Source organism: Brevibacterium jeotgali, from assembly GCF_900169175.1.
Taxonomy (GTDB): domain Bacteria; phylum Actinomycetota; class Actinomycetes; order Actinomycetales; family Brevibacteriaceae; genus Brevibacterium; species Brevibacterium jeotgali.
Genome location: NZ_FXZM01000004.1, coordinates 83625 through 106766, shown reverse-complemented (window position 1 = coordinate 106766; position 23142 = coordinate 83625). Strand labels below are relative to the sequence as shown.

The window sequence follows — 23142 nt, the reverse complement described above, 5'->3', positions numbered from 1 at the left end:
CTCCACCCGTCTCTGGGCGAAGACGCGCCTCAGACTGCGACGACCTCGACCGGGATGTTCCCCCGGGTCGCCTTCGAGTACGGGCACAGCTCGTGGGTGCGGTCGACGAGCTTCTGCGCCTGGTCCTTGTCGACGCCCGGCACGCTGACGGACAGCTTGACGCTCAGGCCGAAGCTCTCGCCCTCCTTGCCGATGCCCACTTCCGCGTTGACGACGGATGCGGACGTGTCGACGCCCAGCTCCTTGCCGGCCAGACCCAGCGCACCCTGGAAGCACGCGCCGTAGCCCACGGCGAAGAGCTGCTCGGGGTTCGTGGCGCCGCCGGGGCCGCCCATCTCCTGGGGCGCGCGCAGGTCGACGTCGAGGTTCTTGTCGTCCGTCGCACCGTGGCCGTCGCGGCCTCCCGTGACCTCTGCCGTGGCCGTGTATGCGATGTTCTCCGGGGTATTCATGTCGTCTCCTCTTCAATCGTGAGAATCGGGTGTCGATCGAGGTGCCCCGTGATGCGGCGACCTGTTCTCGACCCTTCCTCACATCACAGCCCCTGTCTACCGGTGCGGAGCGGTTCCACCGAGCACATCACATGTCGTTCGAGCTGTTCCTGCGGAACAATGGGACCCATGCCGCACTCTCCGTTCACCCGCTCCGGCGGACTCGCCCCCGTGCCGTCCGATCTGAATGCCGACGTCCTCGACCTCACGAGCCGGAGGGCGAAGTCGTCTGCTCCCGTCGCCGTCGTCACCGGTGGTTCCAGTGGGATCGGGGCGGAGATCGTGCTCGACCTCGCCCGCGACCACATCGTGCTGGCGGTGGGCCGGAACCTGGAGAGGCTGCAGAGCATCGTGGAGCAGGCCTCCGGCCCCGCGCCCGAGGCCGCCGCCAGTTCCCACGCCTCGGCGACTTCCAGCGACCGCGGCTCCGTCATCGCGGTGTTCGCCGACCTGAGCGATGCGGAGACGGCCGGGGAGATCCTCGCGGAGGAGATCGCGCCCCTGGGCCGTGTCGACGTGCTGGTGCACTGCGCCGCCACCGCGCCGCGACTGACCGTCGAGGACGCGGCGCCGGACGATTGGCGGGAGTCGTTCGCGACGAACGTCATCGCACCTGCGGAGATCTCCAAGACGCTGCTGCCGTGGGTCCGGGCGGTGAAGGGGACGGTGATCTTCATCGGATCCGGGGCTTCGCGGACGTCGGTGCCGTTCCACACGGTGTACTCCGCCTCGAAGCATGCGCTGCAGGCTGTCGCCGATGGTCTGCGCCAGCAGGTGACCGCGGACGGTGTGCGCGTCTCGACGGTGGCGCCGGGCCCCACGCACACGCCGATGGCGCAGGAGACGACCGACTACCCCGTCCAGCCCGCGGAGGTCCGGCTGGATCCGAGCACTGTCGCGAGGACCGTCCGCCACGTGGTCGAGGCGCCGGACGACGCGCTCGTGAGCGAGGTGTGGGTGCGCCCGCGGTACTGAGAGGAGCATGTCGCGGCGGATCGGGACCCGCTGTCGTTCGGTACTGAGTCGGCCCGGTGCTGAGTCGTCCCGGTGCCGTCAGGCTCCTGCGTGACCTGCCCCCGCGCCTCCCTCGGCGAGCGGCAGGACGCCGTCCGGATCGCAGATGCGCACGCGGCGCCCGTCCAGGCGAAGACGACGGACACCCTCCAGGACCATCCGACGACCCACGTCCGTGAACGCGTCCACGCGCTGCACGTCGATCACGACCTCCGCTGTCGTCGGACCGTGCTCCTGCAGGTGGTGCAGCACCGATTCGGCGCCGGGGAATCGGATGGTGCCCTGCAGCTCCAGGACAGTCGCTCCCTCTGCCTCGTACACATCTCTGAGAGCGCTCCGCCCGGCCGCCTCCGCTTCCATGAGGTGGAGTCCCATGTCCGCAGACAGTCGACGGAACGCGCGGATGCCCCGCACGCTGCTGCCGTGGGAGTCGAGGCGCGGGGACAGCGAACCGATCCCCACCTGCCCCGGAAGCGCCCCCAGCAGTCCGCCGGAGACACCGTTCTTCGCGGGGATGCCGACCTCCGCGAACCAGGACCCTGCGGCGTCGTACATCCCCGCCGCTGCCATCACTGCCAGGGTCTGTCGCGCGATCGCGCGCGGAACGATCCGCTCGCCGGTCGCAGGATGGACTCCTCCTGCCGCAAGCGTCGCCGTCATCATCGCGATGTCACGGACCGTGACGGAGATCGAGCACTGCGCGGTATAGCCTGCGACGATGTCGTGCGGGTCGCCGCGCAGCACCCCGTAGCTCCTCAGCATGTGAGCGAGTGCGAGGTTGCGGTCCGCCGCGCCCAGCTCGGACTCGAGGACCTGCTGGTCGATCGTGAGGGGACGTCCGGCGAGCGATGAGAAGAACTCGACTGCGCGCGCAGACCTGTCGTCCTTCGTCGCGTCCGGACCCACCAGGAGATGATGGGCGGTGATCGCGCCCGCATTGATCATCGGATTCTTCGGGCGATGGGTGTCCGCTTCGAGTGAGAGTTCGTTGAAGGCTTCGCCCGAGGGCTCGACCCCGACGTGGTCCAGCACGGTCCGTTCACCGCGATCAGCGATCGCCGCCGCATAGGCGAACGGCTTCGACATCGACTGGATGGAGAACTCTGCGTCGCAGTCGCCCACGGCGTACGTGCGGCCGTCGACGGTGGTGAGTGCGATCGCGAAGAGCTCCGGATCTGCTGCTCCGAGTGCGGGGATGTAGTCCGCGACGGCCCCGCTGTGATCGTCGCGCAGGTCGTCGAGGAGGTCTGTCAGATAGTCGGGGATCGGTGTGCGCATCGTGCCTCTCCTCGGAGATCGGGCGGACGCTGGTCGGGGTGCTTCTGGTCGGAGTGCTGCTGGTCGGTTCACGACACGGGTGCATGCGAAGGCCGATCGAGCGTGAGGTCCTCGACCTGCGCGACGGACATCGTCTCCATCGTTGCACCTTCCGTCGCTGCGTCGCTTCGGACGCGCTCTGGACGCAGGCGGGCGGGGCAGGGGGCGGCGCACGGTGCGGACGATCCGGAATGTGACGAATCGCGGCAGCCACCTCGCACAGCCGCCACTCGGTGGCTATCGTCTTCCCACGTCGGAATGAACCGAGCGCTGCGCACGTCCGTCCGCAGCGCTCTTCTGTCGAACAGCCCGGGCTGCCACTCAGCAGCCGTACACACCTGCTCTGGCACGGCCAGCACAAGGAGACTTCGTCATGCACACATCGCCCCGGAAGAACTCGCACCTTCGGCGCCGCGTCGCCCTTGCGGTCTCGGCCGCCGCCGCACTCTCGCTGACTGCCGGCTGCTCCGTCTTCGGAGGAGGCGCCGAGGCGGATGACGACGTGATCCGCATCGGCGTCACCGCCGAGCAGGAGACCAACCGTCTGCTGGCCCAGCTCGCCGAAGACGAGCTCGGATACGACGTGGAGATCATCAACTTCGATGACTACAACCAGCCCAACCCTGCGCTGCGCAACGGCGACCTCGACGCCAACTGGTTCCAGCACATCGCATACCTGGCCAATTACAACGTCGCCAACGACGACGACCTCACGATGATCGGCACCACGGAGATCGTGCCCCTGCCGATCTACTCGGAGACCTACGACTCCGTGGACGAGTTCCAGGACGGCGACGAGGTCGCGATCGCGAATGACGAGATCAACCAGGCACGCGGCATCAATGTGCTCGTGGCCGCGGGTCTCGTCACCCTGCAGAACGAGGTCTCTGAGCCGCGTCCGGCCGATATCGACGAAGAGGCTTCGACGGTCTCCGTCCAGCCCGTCGACGCGGCCCAGACCGTCAACGCTCTGCAGTCCGTCGAGGGTTCGGTCATCAACAACAGCTTCAGCTCCGACGCGGGCCTCGATCCCAATACTGCGCTCTTCTCGGACGACCCGGACGACGACGAGGCGTTCCCGTACGTCAACGGCTTCGTCGTCCGCGCCGAGGACCGCGACGACGAGGCACTGCGGGAGATCGCGGCGCTGTACCACGACGAACGCGTTCTCGAATCCGCCGCTGACCTCTCCGAGGACACCTCGGTCCCGGTGGATGCAGAGCTCGATCGGGTCGATTCGGCGCTGGAGGAGTACGAGGCGTCTCTGCAGGACTCCTCCGAGGCCGAGGGCGAGTGATGCCGGAATCCCTCATCGAGTTCCGGGACGTCACCCGGACCTTCGGCAAGGGTGAGAAGGCCGTCACCGCGGTCGACGATGTGTCACTGCACGTCGACCGCGGTGAGATCTACGGGATCATCGGCTTCTCCGGCGCGGGGAAGTCCACGCTGATCCGGATGGTCAACGGACTCGAGCGGCCCACCTCAGGATCGGTCCGCGTCCTGGGCCACGAGATCTCGTCGATGGCCGAGTCCAAGCTGCCCGCAGTGCGCTCGCGCATCGGCATGGTCTTCCAGCAGTTCAATCTCTTCCGCTCCCGCAACGTCTCCGGGAATGTGGCCTATCCGCTGAAGGTCGCCGGGTGGAGCAGAGCCAGGAGGCGAGAGCGCGTCGAGGAGCTCCTCGAGTTCGTGGGCCTGTCCGACAAGGCCGAGCAGTACCCGGAGGAGCTGTCCGGCGGGCAGAAGCAGCGCGTCGGCATCGCGCGAGCGCTCGCTGCGGAGCCCGACATCCTGCTGGCCGACGAGTCCACCTCCGCCCTGGACCCCAGCACGACGGCCGAGGTGCTCAGCCTCCTCCGACGGGCGAACGAGGACCTGGGGATCACCATCCTCGCGATCACTCACGAGATGGAGGTCATCCGATCGATCGCCGACCGGGTGGCGGTGATGGACCGCGGCCGGATCGTCGAATCGGGCCGGGTCTACGACATCTTCTCCAATCCGCGTGAGGATCGGAAGGCGGGATTCGTGGGCGCGGCCCTCAAGGATCGCCCGACCTCCGAGGACGTGCAGCGGATCCGCCAGTCCACCGAGGGACGTCTGGTGACCATCTCCCTCCAGGACTCCACCGCCATGAGCAGTGTGCTGGGCCGTGCCGCGTCCCACGGGGTGTCCTTCGAGATCGTGCACGGCGGCATGAACACGACCAAGAACGCTTCCTACGGCCTGCTGACGGTCGCAGTGAACGGTCCGCAGCCATCCGTGGACGGGTTCCTCGCCGCACTCGCGGATGCCGGACAGGTGCAGGAGGTGCACGGATGATCGACACGTACCGGAACCTCGACTGGGGCTACATCGGCCCGGCCCTCCTGGAGGCGATCGGCGACACCATCTACATGGTCGCCTGGGCCTTCGTCTTCGGCGGCATCATCGGACTGGTGATCGGCCTGACCCTCTACACCACGCGTGAAGGCGGCCTCCTGGCGAGCCGGCCCGTCTGGCTGCTCGCGAACTTCGTGGTCAACCTCATCCGGCCGATCCCGTTCGTCATCCTCATCGCCGCACTGCAGCCGCTGACCATTTCGGTCATCGGGAGCGGAATCGGCAATGATGCGGTGGTCTTCGTGATGATCTGGGCCTCGACGTTCGCGATCGCACGCATCGTCGAGCAGAACCTGGTCTCGATCGACCCCGGCGTCATCGAGGCGGCGCGGGCCATGGGTGCCACACGGCTGAGGATCGTCCTCACGGTGATGCTGCCCGAGGCTCTGGGACCGCTGATCCTGGGCTACACATTCGTGATCATCGCGCTCACGGACATGTCCGCGCTGGCCGGGATCATCGGCGGCGGCGGCATCGGCAACTTCGCGATCGTCGAGGGCTACAACCGCTTCCGGCCCGAGGTCACCTGGCTCGCCGTCGCAGTCGTCATCGTCTTCGTCCAGTCGCTGCAGATGCTGGGCAACTGGAGCGCGAAGAAGGTGCTCCGGCGCTAGCGCTGCGCCCCGCCGAGGAACTCCGGCAGCCAGATCCTCTCCCAGTCCCCCGTCTCCTGCGCCTCGTTCGCGTCGCGCACGGGTGCGGTCGCAGTCACCCAGTACGTCCCCCGGCTGTCGCGTTCCAGCAGTCGATAGTCGACGAGCTCCCGTCGCAGGTGGGCGACGTCCTCGTGGACCTCACGCAGGATCGCGTTCACCTGCGACTCCGAGTAGGTCGCACCGGGCTCGAACCGGGCCAGCAGCTCGAGGACGACGGCGAAGCGCGGTCGCCTGCGCGCAGGGATGCGCAGAAGACGGCCGTCTTCGAGGCGGCCGTCTTCGAAATGGGAGCGGATGAGTCGCTCGTGCTGGGCCCGTGCGGCATCACGATCGAGGTTCAGCGCGGCGAGCGCGCTCGTGTAGTTCTCACCCGTGCGCTCCATGCGGGCGCGGACGAGCTTCTTGAAATCGCTGTGCGTGGTCATGTGCGGTCTTCCCGCGCCGAAAGCATCCCCAGCCTGCACGGCGCGTGACTGTCCACATGCATTCCGTGCTGCACGGATCCGTGCCGTGATCCGAGGATCTGCTCCCCTTCGCCTCTGCGCCCGGGCTGGGGCCGGTGCGCGAGCTGGGCGCTGGATCAGCGCCAGCCCTCACGATGGCGCACGAGCCGCGGCGTGTCAATGCGGGACGTCGATCGTCCCGTCGTCCCGCGCGGGCATGCCCGGGGCGTAGGCGACCTCCCACAGGTGACCGTCGGGGTCGGCCCAGTAGCCGGAGTACCCGCCCCATTCGGCACGAGTCGGCTCCTTGACCTGCACGGCGCCGGCTGCGATCGCCTCCGACATCGCCTCATCGACTTCGGCCTCCGACGCGAAGTTCAGCGCGAGCGTCACGCCTCGGTACGCCGGAGCACTCCCTGCCAGAGGCACGGGGCCGGCTGCGAGCCCCACGTCCTCGGCCAAGTCCTCGTACCCGAACAGCCCGATCCAGGTGCCCGCGGTCCGGAACCACGTGATCCCCACGGACTGGTCGCCGCGCTGCTCCCACCCGAGCCCGCGGTAGAACACGGCGGAAGCGGCGACGTCCGCGACCCCCAGGGTGACGATCGAGAAGTTCGGGGGAACATTCATGTGTGGAGTATGCCACCCTCCGGGGGCCGGTCAAGGCTCAGGCACGGTCTCCCAACGCGACGATGTGCTCCGGCAGACGCTCGTTGCTGCCGTACATGAAGTGGTTCTCCATGCGCTCGGAGAACCGGCTGGCGTCGGTCACCCGACCCACGGCCTCGGCGACCTCGCGGATGTGCACGGGCGATGCGCCGCAGCATATGCCCAGGTAATTCACGCCGCCCTCGTGCGCCTCCTCAGCGAAGCGTCGGATCTCATAGCGGTTGGCGTACAGCGGGTCGAGCGCCGTGGGGAAAGTCCTCCCGTGCGGAGCCGGAACCGATGCCTTCACATCACTCAGATTGAAGAACGTCGGCTCCTCCTGCGTCGTCCGGTACGGGATGGGCAGCGCACCGACGTGACAGGACACCGCCTCCCGGATCTGGAAGATGTACGGCAGCAGAGTGTCAGGACCGCGGAAGCAGTTCATTCCGACGACATCGGCACCGCCCTGCTCGAGGCGCTGGGCGGCTTCCACGACGCTCACGCCGTCCGCCATCTCCTCGAACGCCATCGGTGCGAGCGTGAGAACGACCTGCAGACCGCTCGCCTTCGCGATCTCCAGCGCAGCGAGCGCTTCGCCCGCGTAGTAGAACGTCTCGCCGATGATGATGTCCGCGCCCTCGTCGACGGCCCAGCCCACCATCTCCTCGAACATCGACCGGACGTCCTTCTGGCTCTGCAGATCCGCAGGATCCCAGATGTTCGAGTTGGAGATGTTGCCGGCCATGAGGTCACCCGGACGGTTGTCCGCGACCTCGCGCGCGATCCGGAGGGCTGCGCGGTTGAGGGGCTCCAGCAGGTCCTCCTTGCCGACGACCCGCATCTTCTCCCGGTGCCCGTTGTAGGTGAAGGCCTCCACGATGTCCGAGCCCGCACGCTGGAAGTCCACGTGCAGGGACCGGAGGGCCTCGGGGAACTCGAGGGCGACCTCGGGGACGAACTCACCCGCGGTGAGGTACCCGCGGCGCTCCAGCTCGAAGAGGAACCCCTCCGCGATGATGACGGGGCCCGTGTCGAGACGTTCGGTGAGTGTGGGAGTGGTGGACGCGGGTGTTGCAGTCATGTCTGCTTCCTCGGGTGTCGGACGGATGTTCTCGGCATGGTCGGTGGGTGTCGGGACGTCACCGCAGAAGCGGTTCGCCACCGTTCTTCGCGTCCTCCAGGAACAGCACGATGCGGGCTGCCACGCTGCGGTGCGTGCGGTCGTTCAGCGCGTCGTGGAGACCGGCGGCAGTGCGCCGGATCTCTGCGTGCGGAACCTCCGAGAGCCAGCGCTCAGACGCGTCCCTGTCGATGACGGAGTCCGCCTCCCCGAAGAAGGCCAGGACGGGAACGCCGATCGACTGCGGCGCCGGAAGCTCGAGGTCGGCCGGGAGCGGATCCGTGAGCGCGCCGGGTGCGATGCTGCCGGGTGCAGCGAGCACGCTCTGGTGCACGGGGCAGGCCGAACGCACCTCGGCATCGGCCGCGACGTCGGTCGTCCCGTCCCCGCGGCCGGATCCCGCACGGGCGCCCGCGGCCCCCGGCTCCGGCAGCCCAGCGACGACGACCCCGGCCGGACCGCGGTCCTCGTGCCGTGCGGCGGCGATCTGCAGAGCGAGCGCGCCGCCGGCATCGGAGCCCACGAGGAACTTCGGCGACGGCAGCTCGTCGTCCGCGAGCAGACCGCGCACGGCGTCGCTCGCCTCTGCGGGTGCGGTCGCCGCTCCGGTGACGATGCGCACCGTGTACGCGTCGGACGCTATGCGGGTGCCGAAGCGCGTGTACACGGGAGCCGCTTCTCCGCGGCCCGCCAGCACGATGACGGTGCCGCGCGGATTCGCGCCGGCGGGAATCGAGATCGGGGTCGTCGCGACGCTGGTCGATGTCGCGGCAGTCGTGGCAGTCGTGGCAGTCGTGGTCATGAGGGTCCTTTCGAACAGCATGGGGGTCGTGCAGGGGTCAGACGGACAGGGCGTGCGCCCGGTCCTCGTTCACCAGGGGGATGAGGTCCGAGGCGATGCGTTCGAGCTCTTCGTGCAGGGGGGACGCCTGGATGAGGAGGAGGTTCACTCCTGCGTCCTGGTAGGCGCGGATCTTCTCAGCCACCTGCTCCGGAGTGCCGACGAGCTCCGGTCTCAGCGCACGGGTCCCCACCGAATACTCGCGCGCGGAGACCTCCACGTCGAGGTTCGAATGCCGTGTGAACTCCTCGAACGAGGCGTAGCCGGGCGAGGCCGGATCGATCGTCGTGATCCGCTCGAGCTCGGCGCGGGCCTCGGCCTCGCTGTCGCGGACGATGACGTACGCGCTCATGCCGATCGATTCGAACGGAGCGCCCTGGAGACGCGTTCGTCGGGCGTTCACGTCAGCCGCCTTCTCCCGCAGCTCCTCGACAGTCCCCCCGTGCGTGACGTAGGAATCCGCGAACCCGCCGATCGATTCGCGGCCACCCTCCGACTCGCCGCCGGCGTAGATCTTCGGCAGCTGGGCGGGCTTCGGCTCCACGACCGTCGAATCGAAGGTGAAGTACGTGCCGTGCTGGCTGTAGGGAGTCGTCGACAGCAGCCCGCGCAGCGCATCGACGAACTCCCTGCAGTGGACGTAGCGCTCGTCGTGTGCGGGGAAGACTCCTCCGAACTGCCTGGCCTCCTCCTCCCACCACGCGGCGACGACGTTGAGTGAGAGGCGGTCCCCGGAGATGTCCGCGAGGGTGGACAGAGTCTTCGCGGTGATCTGCGGGTTGTGATATCCCGGCCGGATCGCGGTGAGGACCTCGAGGTCGTCTGTGACGGCAGCGATCGCCGTCGCGAGCGACCACGCCTCGAGGCTGGGAGCCTCCGGGCCCTTGCGGTCGTTGAGGTAGAGCTCCGGGACCAGCGTGAGCTCGAACCCGAGCCGATCGGCGAGGGTGCTGACCCTGCGGATGTAGTCCCAGGTCGCAGGCATCCCCTCGTCCTCCACATTGCGGAGGAAGCCGCCGTAGACGGGTGTCCAGTAACCGAATCGCATGTCTCTCCTGAAAGTGCTCGTGCTGTGCATGGATGGGTGGGACCGCCGACCGGAGAGACCGGCCGGCCGGTCAGCGGAAACGGTCTTCGGCAGCGCGAGGAGCATCCAGGACGGTCACTGTGGACAGCGCCCGCGCGAGGTCGTCCCTGAGATCGGCCGGCTCCTCGAGTCCGATCGACAGCCGCACGGTCAGGGAGCTGATGCCGGCATCCGCTCGCCCCGCGTCGTCGAGGCGCGAGTGCGTCATCGTCGCCGGGTGGACGACGAGGGACCTCACATCGCCGATGTTGGCGGCGAGCGTGAAGAGTTCGAGGGAGTCGATGAACGGTCCCACCTCGTCCGGGCGGGCGGCGAGATCGAAGGAGAACACGCTGCCGAGCCCCTCGGGGCTGAGTCGGGTGGCGAGCTCATGCTCCGGGTGATCTGTCAGCCCCGGATGGTGGACACGGGCGACCTGCGGCTGTGCACTGAGGAACCGTGCGAGCTCGAGCGCCGACGCCGTCTGCCTGCGGACGCGCAGATCGAGCGTCTCTATGCCCAGCAGGATCTGCGAGGCGCTGCTGGGCGACAGCGTCGGGCCGAAGTCATGGACTCCCTTGGCCCGGGCGAGGACGAGGAACGGCGTGCGGCCGTCACTGCCGTCGAACTCGTCGGTGAAGACGAGGCCACCGAATCGGTGGAACGGCTGGGTCAGTCGCCGCCAGCGTTCGGGCCGTGCGGTGAAGTCGAAGGTGCCTCCGTCGACGATCACACCGGCGACCGTGGCTCCGTGCCCGCCCAGGTACTTCGTCGCAGAATGCACGACGATGTCCGCGCCGTGCTCGATCGGCCGCAGGAGGACTGGGGTCGCCATGGTGCTGTCGACGACGACGGGGACACCGGCCGCGTGCGCCGCCTCCGCGATCGCGCTGATGTCCGGCACGGTGAGCACTGGGTTGCCGATCGCCTCGAGGAACACCGCACGGGTGGTGTCGCGGAGCGCAGCGGACCACGCGTGGGAGTCGAGCGGGTCGAGGAACGTCACCTCGATGCCCAGATCGGCGAATGTATCGGCGAGCAGGTCGGAGGTGCCTCCGTAGAGCTTGTTCGAGGCCACGATGTGGTGGGGGCCCTGGCCCGCGGCGGCGACGAGGGTGAGCAGAGCGATCGCTACCGCGGCCTGGCCTGAGCCCACCGCGACGGCTCCCGCGCCTCCCTCGAGGTCGCTGACGCGACGTTCCAGGACGGCATTCGTCGGGTTTCCGTTGCGGCTGTAGATGTTGCCGGGCTTCGTCAGCGCGAACGTGTCGCGCGCTGCCGCGAAGTCCGGGAACTCGTAGGCGACCGACTGGTAGATCGGCACCGTCAGGGTGTTCTGGGAGACGCCCGAGGTGAATCCTGCGTGGATCTGCCGCGTGGCGAATCCCTCCGCGGAGTCGGGCGGAATGGTGCTGTGCGTCATCACTGAAGCCCTCTCTCATTCGTTCCGGGCAATCCTCTGCGACAGCCGGATGAGTGACCTAATTCATGAACGGATGTGACGGATTCGGGCATTTCTGTGACGCCACAGGTCGCCTCGTGAAGCGCTGGCGGGGGTCAGCCCGGCGGCAGTGGGACTGTGTGTGCTCAGAACCACTCCTGCCGTCGCCCGGTGAACCGGCGGTCGGGCACCCCACAGATCGACCAGTCAGAGGCACACATGAACCCACGACGGACGCGCCCAGTCGATGCACCCCCCTCGCCGCAGCCAGGGATTCCGCGCCGCAGCCTGATGGCGGGGGCGCTTTTCGCCGGTGCCGCGCTCACAGCGGCGTGGGCACGACCCGGCGAGTCGGATGCCGCCGCAGCCACGCCTGCCGCCCCGTCCGGTTCACTCACCTGGGGGTGGCAGCTGCCGACGACCTGGGACTCCGCCAAGGGCATCGGCTACGACGTGCATGTGCTGTCCCTCGTCTACGCGGGCCTGACCCGTCTGAACTCCGATGGCGAGCTCGAACCGGACCTCGCGCACTCGTGGACGTACAGCGACGCCGGCGACTCGGTGACGTTCCACCTGCGCCCCGGCCTCACCTACAGCGACGGCGCAGCGGTCGATGCCGACGCCGTCAAGGCCGGGCTGGAGCGCAACCGAGACCTGCCCGGCGCGACGAGCGCGCAGTCGCTGGTCATCATCGACGACATCACCGCGGACTCCGACACCGACGTCACTCTGCACCTCACCGACGTGAACTACCAGGTGCCCCTCCTGCTCGCCGGGCTCATCGGCCACCTCGCCTCACCGAAGGCGATCGCCGACGGCGTCGAACTCAACGTGCGCCCGGTCGGAGCCGGACCGTTCGTCGTCGATCAGTACGTGCCCGGCTCGCACGTCTCGCTCTCGCGCAGCCCCTCCCACTGGAACGCCGATGACATCCTCCTCGATGAGCTGCGCGTGGTCCCCCGCCCGGCAGAGGCGGTCACCTACGCGGGACTGTCGTCCGGCCAGTACGACATCGCACACATCGAGGACTCGCAGATCCTCCCGCTCGAGCAGGAAGGCTTCACCGTCGCATCCGGCACGTGCTTCAACGTCCACACGATCGAGCTGAACAACCGTCACGCACCCTTCGACGATCCGCGCGTGGTCGAGGCGTTCAATCGCGGCGTGGACCGTGACGCGATCGTCGACAGCGTCCTCTTCGGCCACGGCGAGCCCGACTGGCAGCCGTTCACCCGTGGCGTGCAGGGCTGGTCGTCCGCGCTGGACCGGCACTGGGACCACGACCCAGCGCGGTCGCGCGCTCTGCTGGCGGAGGCCGGCCACACCACGCCGATCCCTGTGACCTTCCACGTGAATGCGGATTCCGCGGGCAGCGGCGTGACTGTGAAGATCGCGGAGGCCGTGCAGGCGCAGGCGGCCGCTGCCGGCTTCGACCTGACCCTCGAGATGGCGCCCCCCGGCGCCGGTCAGAAGGCAGCGCACGCCTACACCCTGTTCATGTACTCGTTCTCCGGCAGAGAATCGCCGGTCCAGGCACTCGAGGTGCTCTACGACGAAGGCGGGTGGATGAACATCTCCCAGCAGCAGCCGGACGGCTTCACGGCCGCTCTCGAGGCCGTGCGGCGCACGCCTCTCGAATCCCCTGACTACACGCCCCGCCTCCAGGCTGCGACGCAGCTGGCGGTCGACGGCGCCTCGCCGCATGTCTGGATCGCGAACTGGAACCGTTCGCACGCGATGAATGACCGGGTCACGGGCTTCAGGCCGTGCCGGCACACTCAGCGCTTCGAGGGTGTGGGGGTGCGGGTATGACGCGCATCGCGCTGCGGGCCCTCCTGCGAGCGGCACCGGTCCTGTTCGTCACCGCGGCGGTGACGTTCCTGCTGGGCGCCTTCGCGAAGCAGGAGCCGGCCGATCTGCTGCTCGGCGAGGCCGCCACGCCCGAGGCCGTCGCGGAACTCAACCATGAACTCGGACGGGACCGTCCTCTCGTCGTCCAGTTCGGGACGTGGATCTGGGATGCGCTGCACGGCGACCTCGGCGAGAGCTGGTTCACCGGCATCCCGATCACCACGACGATCGCCGACCGTCTGCCGGTCAGTCTGTCGATCGCCGGTGCGGCACTGGCGATCGCGGTCATCATCGGCGGCGGAGCGGGTCTTCTCGCGGCGATCCGACGCGGCAGCTGGATCGATACGACGGTCACGGTCGTCGCCTCCACCCTGGCTACCCTGCCGCCGTTCGTCGTGTCGATCCTCCTCATCCTGCTGTTCGGCGTCGCGATCCCGATCCTGCCGACCGGCGGCTACACGCCCTTCACACAGGACCCCGCGGGCTGGCTGGCGTGCATCATCCTGCCGGCGATCGCACTGTCGCTCGAGGCCGCTGCGGACATCGCGCGCCAGCTGCGGACCGCACTCGTGCACACGTACGACGCGAACTTCATCCGCGGCGCCCTGCTGCGGGGACTCTCCCCCGCCCGCGTGCTGTTCCGCCACGCGCTGCCGCACGCCGCAGGTCCCGCGCTGTCCGTGATCGGCATCCAGGTCCCCCGGCTGGTGGGCGGGGCGATCATCGCAGAGCAGATCTTCTCTCTGCCAGGGCTCGGACTCATGGCCTACAACGGGGCGACCCAGGGTGACATGCCCGTCGTCCTCGGCTCCGTCATGGTGATCGTCGTGGTCGTGCTGATCAGCACGTTCGTCATCGACCTTCTGCTCACCGTGCTCAATCCCCACGAGCGCACCGCAGCCCGCGCCGCGGTGCGCACGACGCCCCCCACCGCAGCCCGCGCCGCGGTCGGCACTACCGCCTCCGCCGGGTCCCGCACGAAGAGGACGACCGCATGAGAACGCTCCGCACCCTGACGTCCCGCCCGACCGCCGTCGTCGCGATCGTGGTCCTGGCCATCGTGTCGGTGGTCGCCGTGGCCGCTCCCGCGATCACCCCGCACGACCCGCTCGCCCAGGACACCTCGCACGTGCTCGCCGGGCCGTCCGCCGCGCACTGGCTGGGCACCGACTACCTGGGTCGCGACATCATGTCCCGGCTGGTCGCCGGCACCCAGCTGTCCGTCCTGGCCGCCGCCGAGGCGGTGGTCATCGCACTGCTGCTGGGAGCCGGATCCGCAGTCGTCGCCGTCTTCTCCCCGCAGCCGGTCCGCTGGGTGCTCGAGCGCGTCTTCGACTCGTTCATGGCCCTGCCGTTCATCACCTTCGCCGTCGCGATCGGCGCACTGCTGGGAAACAGCATCCACGCAGCGATGGTCGCAGTGGGCGTCCTCGCCGCACCCACGTTCTTCCGGGTCGTGCGGGCATCCGTGCTGGAGATCTCGCACACCCAGTACGTCGAGGCCGCCAGGCTGCTCGGCGTCCGCCTGCCCAGGATCATCCGGACCCATGTGATCCCGCGGATCGTGCCAGTCCTGCTCGTCACGTCCGCCAGTGTCCTGGCCGCCAGCCTCCTGGTCGTCGCGAGCCTGACGTTCCTGGGCGTCGGCGTCCAGCCCCCGACGCCCACGTGGGGCGGAATGCTCTCCGCGGATCTCTCGTACCTCGCTCTGCGCCCGTGGAACCCGGTGGCGCCCGCCGCCGCGATCATGATCACGGTGGCGGCGGTGAGCATCCTGGCCGACCGGATCCGCGACCTCGGCGACGGCACGCGTGCGCCCGAGGCCGCCCCCGACGACGGGAGGGCCGGCGAGGTGACCCTCTCGGACGACGCAGCGGCAGCGGTCCCTGCGCAGCCCGCCCCAGCGGACGCACTCGTCGCGATCGACGACCTCTGCATCAGCACCGAGGCGGGCACGGACCTGGTGCGCCGTGCGAGCCTGCGCGTCCCCCGAGGTGCGAGCGTGGGCATCCTCGGCGAATCCGGTTCGGGGAAGACGATGACGGTCAGAGCGCTGCTCGGAGTCCTCCCCGACGGGGTCTCCGTCACAGGCGGGAGGATCGCGTTCGACGGCGCAGAGCTCGCGCCCGACGCTGTGGGCAGGCGGGATCTCCACGGCCGGCGGATCGGGACGGTCTTCCAGGACCCTTCGACCTGGATCACGCCCCACCTCACCGTCGGCGCGCAGGTCGACGAGGTGCTGCGGCACACGCACGGGCTGTCCAAGAAGTCCGCGGCGGCGACCCGCGACGACCTCTTCCGCCACGTCGGCTTCCGCGACGTCCAGCGAGTCGCCCACCAGTATCCGCACGAGCTGTCCGGCGGCATGCTGCAGCGGATCCTGCTCGCGATCGCGGTGACGGGCGAACCGGACCTCCTCATCGCGGACGAGGCGACGACCGCACTGGATGTCACGGTGCAGGCGGAGGTGCTCGACCTCATCCGCAGGCTGCGCCGCGAGCATGCGCTCACCGTCCTCATGATCTCCCACGATCTGGCGGTGCTCGCCCACAGCTGCGAGTACCTGTACGTGTTCCGCGACGGTGACCTCGTGGAGGAGGGTCCCACAGAGCAGGTCCTCCACGCCCCGCATCACCCCTACACGCAGAGCCTGATCGCAGACCACGCGGTCTTCGGGATCGAGGCTCTCCGGCACGCATCCCGTTCGACGCACACCCCCGCACCACCGAAGGAGACGACCCGTCTATGACGACGACAGTGATCGCGCCGGAGTCCGCGCGCGTGACGACGGAGGCTCACGAGCGACGTCCGGCACTCTCCGTCCGCGGCCTCCGCGTCCGCTACGGGAGCAGGGAGGTGCTCAGCGGGATCGACCTCCGCGTGGCACCCGGAGAGATCGTGGGGCTGATCGGAGAATCCGGTTCGGGCAAGACCTCACTCGCACGCGCGGTGCTCGGCCTCGTGCCCGTCGCTGCGGGGTCCGTCGAGGTCGACGGCCAGGACGTCAGCACCTTCACCCGGGGCCGGTGGCAGAGCTTCCGCCGGTCGGGATCCGCCCAGTACGTCTTCCAGGATCCCCTCAGCAGCCTCGACAGCCGCTTCACCGTACGAGCGTCGGTGCTCGAAGGGCTCCGCGAGACCCTCCCCCGAACCGAGGCGGAGGACCGTGCGGCCCGTGCACTGCGGACCGTCGGACTCGCGGAGACGCTGTGGGACCGGCGACCGGGGCAGCTGTCCGGAGGACAGCGGCAGCGCGTGGCGATCGCGCGGGCGACCGCCGTCAGTCCGAAGCTGCTGATCTGCGATGAGCCAGTCAGCGCCCTCGACGCGTCGAGCCGCATCGAGGTCGTCCGCACACTCGAGACCATCGCCCGGGCGGGCACAGGGGTCCTGATCATCTCCCACGACCTGTCCTCGCTGGGCGCGATCGCGGACCGCGTGAGTGTGCTCAATGAGGCCCAGATCGTCGAGAGCGGACCTGCCGCAGAGGTGCTGGGCTCACCTCGCCACCCGTACACGCGTCGGCTCATCGACGCGATCCCCACGATCTGACGTCACCCGATTCGACCGCACTGGAACCACCATCCCCCTGCAACGCCCCACCGAAGGAGCACGACATGGCAGAGATACTCGGAATGATCTCCTCCCAGCGAGGATCGGAGACCGATCCCGTGACCGGCCCCGCAGTCGACCCGGGCTGGATCCGCGAATTCGCGCGCGCCCATGAGACCGCCGGTTTCGATCGCGTCCTCATCGGATACTCGTCCGCGGCGCCGGACGGCTTCGCGGTCGCGTCCGCCGTCCTGCAGGCGACCGAGCGCCTCGGAGTCCTCATCGCCCATCGTCCGGGGTTCGTCTCTCCGACGGTGCTCGCACGCAAGCTTGCGACGCTCGACCAGCTCAGCGGCGGAGGACGAGTCGCGGTCCACCACATCTCCGGCGGATCGGACGCGGATCAGGCGCGCGACGGCGACTTCTCCACCAAGCCCGAACGCTACGGACGGACCGCGGAGTTCATGGACGTGCTGCGCCGGGCGCTGGGCGCCGACGAGCCCTTCGACTACTCCGGTCAGCACTATCGGGTGGAGGGCGCCCACAGCTCGGTCGGACCGGTGCAGCCGAACGGCATCCCCCTCTGGTTCGGCGGGCTGTCTGACGATGCGGTGCGCGTGGGCGGGGAGCACGCTGACGTGTATGCGCTCTTCGGTGAGTCGAAGGCACAGGTGGCGGATCGGACGGCGGCGATCCGGAAGGTCGCCTCCGCCACGGGCAACGACCGGCTGACCTTCTCACTGTCCACGCGCCCTGTGGTGGCCGCAACAGAGGAGGCGGCGTGGGCGAAGGCGGACACCTACCTTGAGAAGGCGCGCGCGAACAAGGAGGCTGGCCTCGAGAACAACTCATTGCGGCTCAAGCACAAGGCGGCGAAGGAGACCACGGCGGTGTCCGCCGACCGGCTGCAGCACCTCGCCCACGTACGCGACGTGCACGACGAGCGGCTGTGGTTCGGCATCACGAAGCTCATGGGGCCCCAGGGCAATTCGAGCGGTCACGTGGGGACCGGCCAGCAGGTGGCCGATGCTCTGCTGGAGTACTGGGACCTGGGGGTGGAGAACTTCCTCATCCGCGGCTTCGACCAGCTGGGGGACGTCAACGACTGGGGCGAGCTCCTCCTCCCCCGCCTCCGCGCTGGGATCGAGGAGCGCCAGCCGACCGAGCGAGTCCTCGCACATCACTGAACAGGGCCACGGGCCGAGGTCACGTGACCGCATATGACCCACGAGGACCGTTCATGACGATCATCGCGCTCCCCACCGTCCGCCTGTGATGTTTTCAAGTCAGCACCCAAGACACCTAGCCGGGTAACCGGGTACACAAGGAGAGAATCATGTCCGATGCCATCCGCACCTCACACGCCGGATCATTGCCACGCACCACGGAGCTCCTCACCGCGAATGCCGCGGGCACCGCGCAGGGGCGCGAGGAGTTCGACGCGCTGCTCACGCGAAGCGTCGTGGACCTGCTGCAGAAGCAGAAGGACCTCGGGATCACTGAGCCGAACGACGGCGAGTACGGCCATGCGATGGCTTCGGAGTTCGACTACGGCGCATGGTGGCACTACTCCTTCAACCGCACGAACGGACTGGAGATCTCCGGCGAAGGGCTGTGGAACCTCCCGGTCCAGCGCAGCGAGCCCGGGAACATCCGCCTCACCAGCTTCGCGGACCGGCGCGACCGCAATCTGTTCCCCAGGGCGTACAGCGACCCGGACGCAGGCACGGACACCGGCAGCCAGCCGGGGTTCCCGCAGGCGATCGGTCCGATCTCCTACGCGGGCCATGACGCCGTCGCACGCGACATCACTAACCTCAAGAAGGGGCTGCAGCGCGCCGGGTACGAGGAGTCCCGCGGCTTCCTCAACTCCCTCTCACCGGCATCGGCCGCACGCGTCGAGAACCTGCACTACTCGTCGTACGAGGAGTTCGTGTGGGCGTGGGCCGATGTGCTGCGCGAGGAGTACCTGGCGATCACTGATGCGGGACTCATCGTGCAGATCGACGATCCTTCGCTGGCGGAGAATTTCGACCAGATCAACCCGGAGCCGACTCCGGCGGAGTACCGGGCGTTCACGCAGCTCAGCATCGACGCGCTCAACTATGCGCTGCGCGGGATCGACCCTCAGCAGGTCCGCGTCCACACGTGTTGGGGATCGTGGCACGGTCCCCACGTGACGGACCTGCCGTTCTCCGTCATCGTGGACCAGGTGCTGTCGATCAACGCCGCCGGCATCACCTTCGAAGCGGCCAACGCGCGGCACGCGCATGAGTGGAGGATCTGGGAGGACGTCGCCCTCCCGGAGGACAAGTACATCATCCCCGGCATCGTGTCCCACTCGACGAACGTCGTCGAGCACCCGGAGCTGGTGGCGGAGCGGGTCGAGCGCTTCGCCCGGCTGGTGGGACCGGAGCGCATCGTCGCATCGACCGACTGCGGACTGGGCGGCCGCGTGCACCCGGAGATCGCCCTGGCCAAGCTCGAGGCTCTGGTCGCAGGCACGGAGCTCGCCTCCGCCCGGCTCGCACGAACCGTGGCGGCCTGACCCGGAGATCCAGCTGTCGGAGGAGCCCCCGGCCACGCGTGGCCGGGGGCTCCTCCCCTGCGTGGGGGCAGCAGCACCCTCACTCCATGACGACGTCGCTCACCGGCACCGAGCAGCACGGCAGGATCCTGCCCTCCCGCACCTCGCGGAGCCGGATCCCGCCCTGGTGGTCCATCTCGACCTCACCGCTGACCTTCGTCGCCTTGCACGTGCCGCACACGCCCTCCGCACACGAGGAGGGGTGGGCGATCCCCGCCTCCCGTGCCGCCTCCAGGATCGTCATCCCCTGCGGGCACTGCACCGTGCAGCCGGCGCCGCGGAACTCCACGGAGAAGACCGCCGCCGAGGCGGTCGTCGCCTCCCCGCCCCCGGCACCGTCGCCGGTGGTCGGCACCCGCACCGTCTCGCCGAACACATAGGACTCGGTGTGGATCCGTGCGCCGGGCACGCCCAGGTCCACGAGCATCGCGAGCACCGCCTCCCTATAGGCGGTCGGCCCGCAGACGAACACCTCACGGTCCGCGACGTCGGGCACCAGGACCCGCAGCGTCGACGCGGTGAGGCGGCCGCGCACGCCGGACCAGGCCTCGGCGGCGGAATCCTGCGAGCAGACCGGGACGAACGTCGTCTCGTCACGACCGGACAAAGACGTGACCTCCTGCCGGTGCACGAGGTCCGCAGGCGAGTGCGCGGCATGCACGTGCACGACGCTCGACCACAGCGGCAGCGACCGCTCGCCCGACTCCAGCAAAGCCCGCCTGGCGCGCATCATCGACAGGAACGGCGTCACCCCGCTGCCCGCGGACAGGTAGAGCGCACCCGCACCCGGGCGGACGTCGGAGCCGAACACCCCGTACGGGCCATCGGCCCGGACCGTGTCACCGACGCGGAACTGCTCGTGCAGGAACGTCGACACCGGCCCGCCGGGGACCTTCTTGACCGTGATCGAGAACTCCTCGACGCCCTCGACGCCCAGTGACGGCGTCGAACTCACCGAGTAGCAGCGGTCCACGCCCACCTGCGGAAACGTGAACGTGAAGTACTGGCCCGGTGAGAACGGCAGGGTGCCGCCCTCGCAGGGGCGGAAGGTCACGTCCAGGACGTCGTGGGTGATCGGGGTCAGCGCGGTGCAGACGAGGTCCCCGGTGAATGCATCGCGCGGCAGCGCCGCGGGATCGCCGGGCGACCACGACCCGGACCCCGGGGTCGGAGTCCGGAGCGGCACGGTCGCGGGCATTCCACCCGTGGGCACCTCGGTCGTCGGCACTCCGCCGTCGTACATCGTCGTCATCGTGCCGCCTCCTCCGTCGCCGCGCCCGCCGTGCCCGCCGCGCCCGCCGCGTCCGCGTCGATCCCGCCGTACGCACGCAGCCTCTCGATGTACCAGGCGATGAACTCCTCGACCTGGTATTCGTGCGGGGCGTACGGGCCCGGGACGTAGGCCGGGCTGCTCACGCCCCACTGCGCGCGGACGCACAGCTGGGCGTCCTGCTCATTCGTCCTGTGCCACACCTCGGTGAGGTGGGGGAGGTCGTAGTCGACGCCCTCCTCCGCGTCCTCGTGGACCAGCCAGGTGGTCCGCAGAAGCGTGCGGTCGACACTCAGGGGGACCAGCGAGAACGTCACGACGTGGTCGCCCAGGAAGTGGAACCAGGAGTTCGGCTGGACGTGGAGGGACAGGCGCCCCAGCACGGGGGTGTCGAACTCCCCCAGCAGCTTCCGCGAGCCCGCACGACCGTCCTTCGTGTACGACTCCCCGGCGCCGTCGAGGGCCTCGCGCTGGATGCGGAAGCCGGTGGCCCGCCCGCTCAGCTCCTCGATCGGCTCGGTGAGCAGACCGTTGCGGGCGGCGTTGACCGACAGCAGCTGTTCGGCGGCCAGGCAGCGATCGTGCGCCGGGAGCAGCCGCGTGGGGATCTCGTCGTCCCTGTACCCGTACGTGGGGAAGAAGGTGCAGGTGAGCTCAGGATGGCCGGCCTCGCAGTGGTAGCACTCGCGGTTGTTCTCCATGACGAGCTTCCAGTTGGCCTGCTCGACGATGTCCTCTTGGAACGCGACCTTGGTCCGCTCCAGCGCATGCGGCGCGATGTAGGGGGTGATGCGTGCGGCGACATCCTCGATGTCGTCTGGCGCGTGCTTCGCGAGGCAGAGGAAGATCAGGCCCGCTGCGACCTTCACCTGCACGGACAGGAGGGAGAAGCAGGCGGGGTTGAAGTCCGGCGCCTGAGCGCCGGCGTGCAGCAGGTCCCCCTCCGGCGAGTACGTCCACTGGTGGTATCCGCACACGATGTTGCCGACGGAGCCGGACGCGTCCGTGAGGAGGCGGGCCCCGCGGTGGCGGCACACGTTGTGGTGGGCGCGGATCCGCTCGTCATCGTCGCGGATGAGGATGACGGAGGCCCTGCCGATGTCGAGGGTGACATAGTCACCGGGTTCGGGGAGTTCGGCGACGGAGGCGGCGAAGATCCACGACCGGTGGAAGACCGCTTCGAGGTCCCGCTGGTAGAAGTCCGGGTCCGTGTAGAACGGCCCCTCCAGTGAGTGACCGGCCCGGCGGTCCGCGACAGCGTGCGCCCACCTGCCGGCGACGGCGGCCGAGGATTCCGCGGAGGTGCCGGCCGCCTCGGCAGTGGTGGCCGCTTCCGTGGTGGGTGGATTCGTGTGGGCGCCGGCCCTGGGGATCGTCGTCATCGTCGATGCCCTCCTTGCCTCGATGCAGTGGCTGTGCTTCCAGTGTCCGCCCGCGCCATCGGAAAGAGAAGCGAACGCAATTCGATGAGAAGGTGCAAAATGGTTGCATGATCGATCGAAGGCTCACGGTGCTGCGCATGGTGGCGGAGACGGGGACGGTGACCGCGACGGCGAGGGCGCTGTCGTACACGCCGTCAGCGGTGTCGCACCAGCTCAAGACGCTGTCGGAGGACCTCGGGGTCGTGGTCGTCGAGCAGCACGGCCGCGGGATGCGGCTCACCCACGCGGGCACCGTGCTGCTGAGGCACGCGCACGAGCTCTCCGCTCGCTGGGAGCAGATGCGCGGAGAGATCCTCGAGGCGGGTGAGGAGCACCAGGACGACGCGCTGCGGCTGTGCGGGTTCTCCACCGCGGCGGGCTCCCTCCTGCCTGCGGCGGCCGGAGCCGTGCGTCGCGCATTCCCGGAGAGCATGATCGGGATCATCGAGGCGGACCCGGAGGAGTGCTTCGAACTGCTGCTGGCGGAGCGGGCGGACGTCGCCGTGGTCGTAGCGACGGAGCCCCTGCCCGCCCGGAACGATCCGAGGTTCCAGCAGCGTGATCTGCTGTCCGATCCCCTGGATCTGCTGGTCCCGGCAGACCACCGGCTGGCGCGGGAATCTGCGGTGCCGCTCGTCGCCGCGGCGAACGAGGACTGGATCATGGACAAGCCCGGGTCGACGTATCACCGGCTGGTCGCCGTGTCGTGCGCCGCCGCGGGCTTCCAGCCGGTGGCCGCGCACCTGATCCGTGAGTGGGAGACCGGTGCCGCGCTGGTGGCTGCGGGCATGGGGGTCTCCCTGGTGCCGCGGCTGGCGAGGCTGCCGGCCGGCCACGACGTGGTGCGGGTGCCGCTGACCGGCGATCCGGTGCCCTCCCGGCGCATCCTCACGGGGATCAGGCGCGGCAGCGACAGGAGGCCGATGGTCGCGGCCGCGCTGGCCGCACTGGACGAGTCGGCGCGGGAGATCGAGGAGACGCGACGGCCGCGGGGATGACCCCCGCATCGGATGCGGACCTGACCGGGTTCAGCACGCTC

21 protein-coding genes are annotated in these 23142 nt (G+C 69.0%); 11 read left to right on the top strand and 10 right to left on the bottom strand.

The window, feature by feature from the left end; all coding sequences use genetic code 11:
• Positions 1 to 29: 29 nt before the first annotated feature.
• Positions 30 to 452, bottom strand: a complete 423-nt coding sequence (locus BJEO58_RS05225) for an organic hydroperoxide resistance protein (protein WP_101588350.1) — start codon at positions 450 to 452, stop codon at positions 30 to 32.
• 168 nt (positions 453 to 620) lie between these two features.
• Between BJEO58_RS05225 and BJEO58_RS05220 the strand changes: the two genes are divergently transcribed.
• Entirely contained in the window at positions 621 to 1466 is an 846-nt protein-coding gene (locus BJEO58_RS05220; RefSeq protein WP_101588349.1) for an SDR family NAD(P)-dependent oxidoreductase, read from the top strand.
• A gap of 78 nt (positions 1467 to 1544) precedes the next feature.
• Here the strand turns inward: BJEO58_RS05220 and BJEO58_RS05215 are convergent, their stop codons facing one another.
• Complete coding sequence (locus BJEO58_RS05215; protein WP_101588347.1) at positions 1545 to 2783, bottom strand: glutaminase; 1239 nt, start codon at positions 2781 to 2783, stop codon at positions 1545 to 1547.
• A 412-nt stretch (positions 2784 to 3195) separates the two neighbouring features.
• On the opposite strand from BJEO58_RS05215, the gene BJEO58_RS05210 reads away from it, so the two are divergent.
• The 3 genes from BJEO58_RS05210 to BJEO58_RS05200 are packed head-to-tail and all read left to right on the top strand — an operon-like array spanning position 3196 to position 5818.
• Positions 3196 to 4119 (top strand): MetQ/NlpA family ABC transporter substrate-binding protein, encoded by a 924-nt coding sequence (locus BJEO58_RS05210; RefSeq protein ID WP_101588345.1) that lies wholly within the window; start codon positions 3196 to 3198, stop codon positions 4117 to 4119.
• Positions 4119 to 5144 carry a methionine ABC transporter ATP-binding protein gene (locus BJEO58_RS05205; RefSeq protein ID WP_101588343.1) on the top strand — a complete coding sequence of 342 codons (1026 nt, stop codon included), beginning with the start codon at positions 4119 to 4121 and terminating at the stop codon, positions 5142 to 5144. Before BJEO58_RS05210 ends, BJEO58_RS05205 begins: the two co-directional genes overlap by 1 nt.
• The gene (locus BJEO58_RS05200; protein ID WP_101588341.1) at positions 5141 to 5818 is read left to right on the top strand and encodes a methionine ABC transporter permease; all 678 of its coding nucleotides are present in this window, start codon (positions 5141 to 5143) and stop codon (positions 5816 to 5818) included. The genes BJEO58_RS05205 and BJEO58_RS05200 overlap by 4 nt, the downstream gene beginning before the upstream one ends.
• On the opposite strand, the gene BJEO58_RS05195 is transcribed toward BJEO58_RS05200, so the two are convergent.
• The 6 genes from BJEO58_RS05195 to BJEO58_RS05170 all read right to left on the bottom strand — a co-directional run bounded on the left by BJEO58_RS05195 (position 5815) and on the right by BJEO58_RS05170 (position 11404).
• Complete coding sequence (locus tag BJEO58_RS05195) at positions 5815 to 6285, bottom strand: DUF2087 domain-containing protein (RefSeq protein WP_101588339.1); 471 nt, start codon at positions 6283 to 6285, stop codon at positions 5815 to 5817. The two genes, BJEO58_RS05200 and BJEO58_RS05195, sit on opposite strands and share 4 nt — an antisense overlap.
• Before the next feature lie 195 nt (positions 6286 to 6480).
• Positions 6481 to 6933 carry a VOC family protein gene (locus tag BJEO58_RS05190; protein ID WP_101588338.1) on the bottom strand — a complete coding sequence of 151 codons (453 nt, stop codon included), beginning with the start codon at positions 6931 to 6933 and terminating at the stop codon, positions 6481 to 6483.
• Positions 6934 to 6970: 37 nt separating this feature from the next.
• Entirely contained in the window at positions 6971 to 8035 is a 1065-nt protein-coding gene (locus tag BJEO58_RS05185; RefSeq protein ID WP_101588571.1) for a homocysteine S-methyltransferase family protein, read from the bottom strand.
• Between the two features lie 58 nt (positions 8036 to 8093).
• Positions 8094 to 8876 carry an alpha/beta hydrolase gene (locus BJEO58_RS05180; protein WP_101588336.1) on the bottom strand — a complete coding sequence of 261 codons (783 nt, stop codon included), beginning with the start codon at positions 8874 to 8876 and terminating at the stop codon, positions 8094 to 8096.
• Between the two features lie 37 nt (positions 8877 to 8913).
• The gene (locus BJEO58_RS05175; RefSeq protein ID WP_101588334.1) at positions 8914 to 9963 is read right to left on the bottom strand and encodes an LLM class flavin-dependent oxidoreductase; all 1050 of its coding nucleotides are present in this window, start codon (positions 9961 to 9963) and stop codon (positions 8914 to 8916) included.
• Between the two features lie 70 nt (positions 9964 to 10033).
• Complete coding sequence (locus BJEO58_RS05170; protein ID WP_101588332.1) at positions 10034 to 11404, bottom strand: O-acetylhomoserine aminocarboxypropyltransferase/cysteine synthase family protein; 1371 nt, start codon at positions 11402 to 11404, stop codon at positions 10034 to 10036.
• A gap of 309 nt (positions 11405 to 11713) precedes the next feature.
• Here BJEO58_RS05170 and BJEO58_RS05165 point away from each other — a divergent pair, with 309 nt between their 5' ends.
• The 6 genes from BJEO58_RS05165 to BJEO58_RS05140 all read left to right on the top strand — a co-directional run bounded on the left by BJEO58_RS05165 (position 11714) and on the right by BJEO58_RS05140 (position 19373).
• A complete protein-coding gene (locus BJEO58_RS05165; protein ID WP_246075906.1) occupies positions 11714 to 13234 on the top strand; it encodes an ABC transporter substrate-binding protein in 1521 nt (506 codons plus the stop codon).
• Positions 13231 to 14271, top strand: coding sequence for an ABC transporter permease (locus BJEO58_RS05160; RefSeq protein WP_101588329.1), 1041 nt, complete (start codon positions 13231 to 13233; stop codon positions 14269 to 14271). The genes BJEO58_RS05165 and BJEO58_RS05160 overlap by 4 nt, the downstream gene beginning before the upstream one ends.
• A complete protein-coding gene (locus tag BJEO58_RS05155; protein WP_101588328.1) occupies positions 14268 to 16022 on the top strand; it encodes a dipeptide/oligopeptide/nickel ABC transporter permease/ATP-binding protein in 1755 nt (584 codons plus the stop codon). Before BJEO58_RS05160 ends, BJEO58_RS05155 begins: the two co-directional genes overlap by 4 nt.
• Positions 16019 to 16825: an ABC transporter ATP-binding protein gene (locus tag BJEO58_RS05150; RefSeq protein ID WP_101588326.1), complete on the top strand. Its 807-nt coding sequence runs from the start codon at positions 16019 to 16021 to the stop codon at positions 16823 to 16825. Before BJEO58_RS05155 ends, BJEO58_RS05150 begins: the two co-directional genes overlap by 4 nt.
• A 65-nt stretch (positions 16826 to 16890) precedes the next feature.
• Positions 16891 to 18012 (top strand): LLM class flavin-dependent oxidoreductase, encoded by a 1122-nt coding sequence (locus BJEO58_RS05145; RefSeq protein ID WP_101588325.1) that lies wholly within the window; start codon positions 16891 to 16893, stop codon positions 18010 to 18012.
• 149 nt (positions 18013 to 18161) lie between these two features.
• Positions 18162 to 19373 carry a cobalamin-independent methionine synthase II family protein gene (locus tag BJEO58_RS05140; RefSeq protein ID WP_101588323.1) on the top strand — a complete coding sequence of 404 codons (1212 nt, stop codon included), beginning with the start codon at positions 18162 to 18164 and terminating at the stop codon, positions 19371 to 19373.
• A 79-nt stretch (positions 19374 to 19452) separates the two neighbouring features.
• On the opposite strand, the gene BJEO58_RS05135 is transcribed toward BJEO58_RS05140, so the two are convergent.
• Both BJEO58_RS05135 and BJEO58_RS05130 read right to left on the bottom strand, forming a co-directional pair.
• Positions 19453 to 20664 (bottom strand): flavin reductase family protein, encoded by a 1212-nt coding sequence (locus tag BJEO58_RS05135; RefSeq protein WP_101588322.1) that lies wholly within the window; start codon positions 20662 to 20664, stop codon positions 19453 to 19455.
• Positions 20661 to 22064: an aromatic ring-hydroxylating oxygenase subunit alpha gene (locus BJEO58_RS05130; RefSeq protein WP_101588320.1), complete on the bottom strand. Its 1404-nt coding sequence runs from the start codon at positions 22062 to 22064 to the stop codon at positions 20661 to 20663. Before BJEO58_RS05130 ends, BJEO58_RS05135 begins: the two co-directional genes overlap by 4 nt.
• 107 nt (positions 22065 to 22171) lie before the next feature.
• Here BJEO58_RS05130 and BJEO58_RS05125 point away from each other — a divergent pair, with 107 nt between their 5' ends.
• The gene (locus BJEO58_RS05125) at positions 22172 to 23101 is read left to right on the top strand and encodes a LysR family transcriptional regulator (protein WP_101588318.1); all 930 of its coding nucleotides are present in this window, start codon (positions 22172 to 22174) and stop codon (positions 23099 to 23101) included.
• Positions 23102 to 23142: the final 41 nt, after the last annotated feature.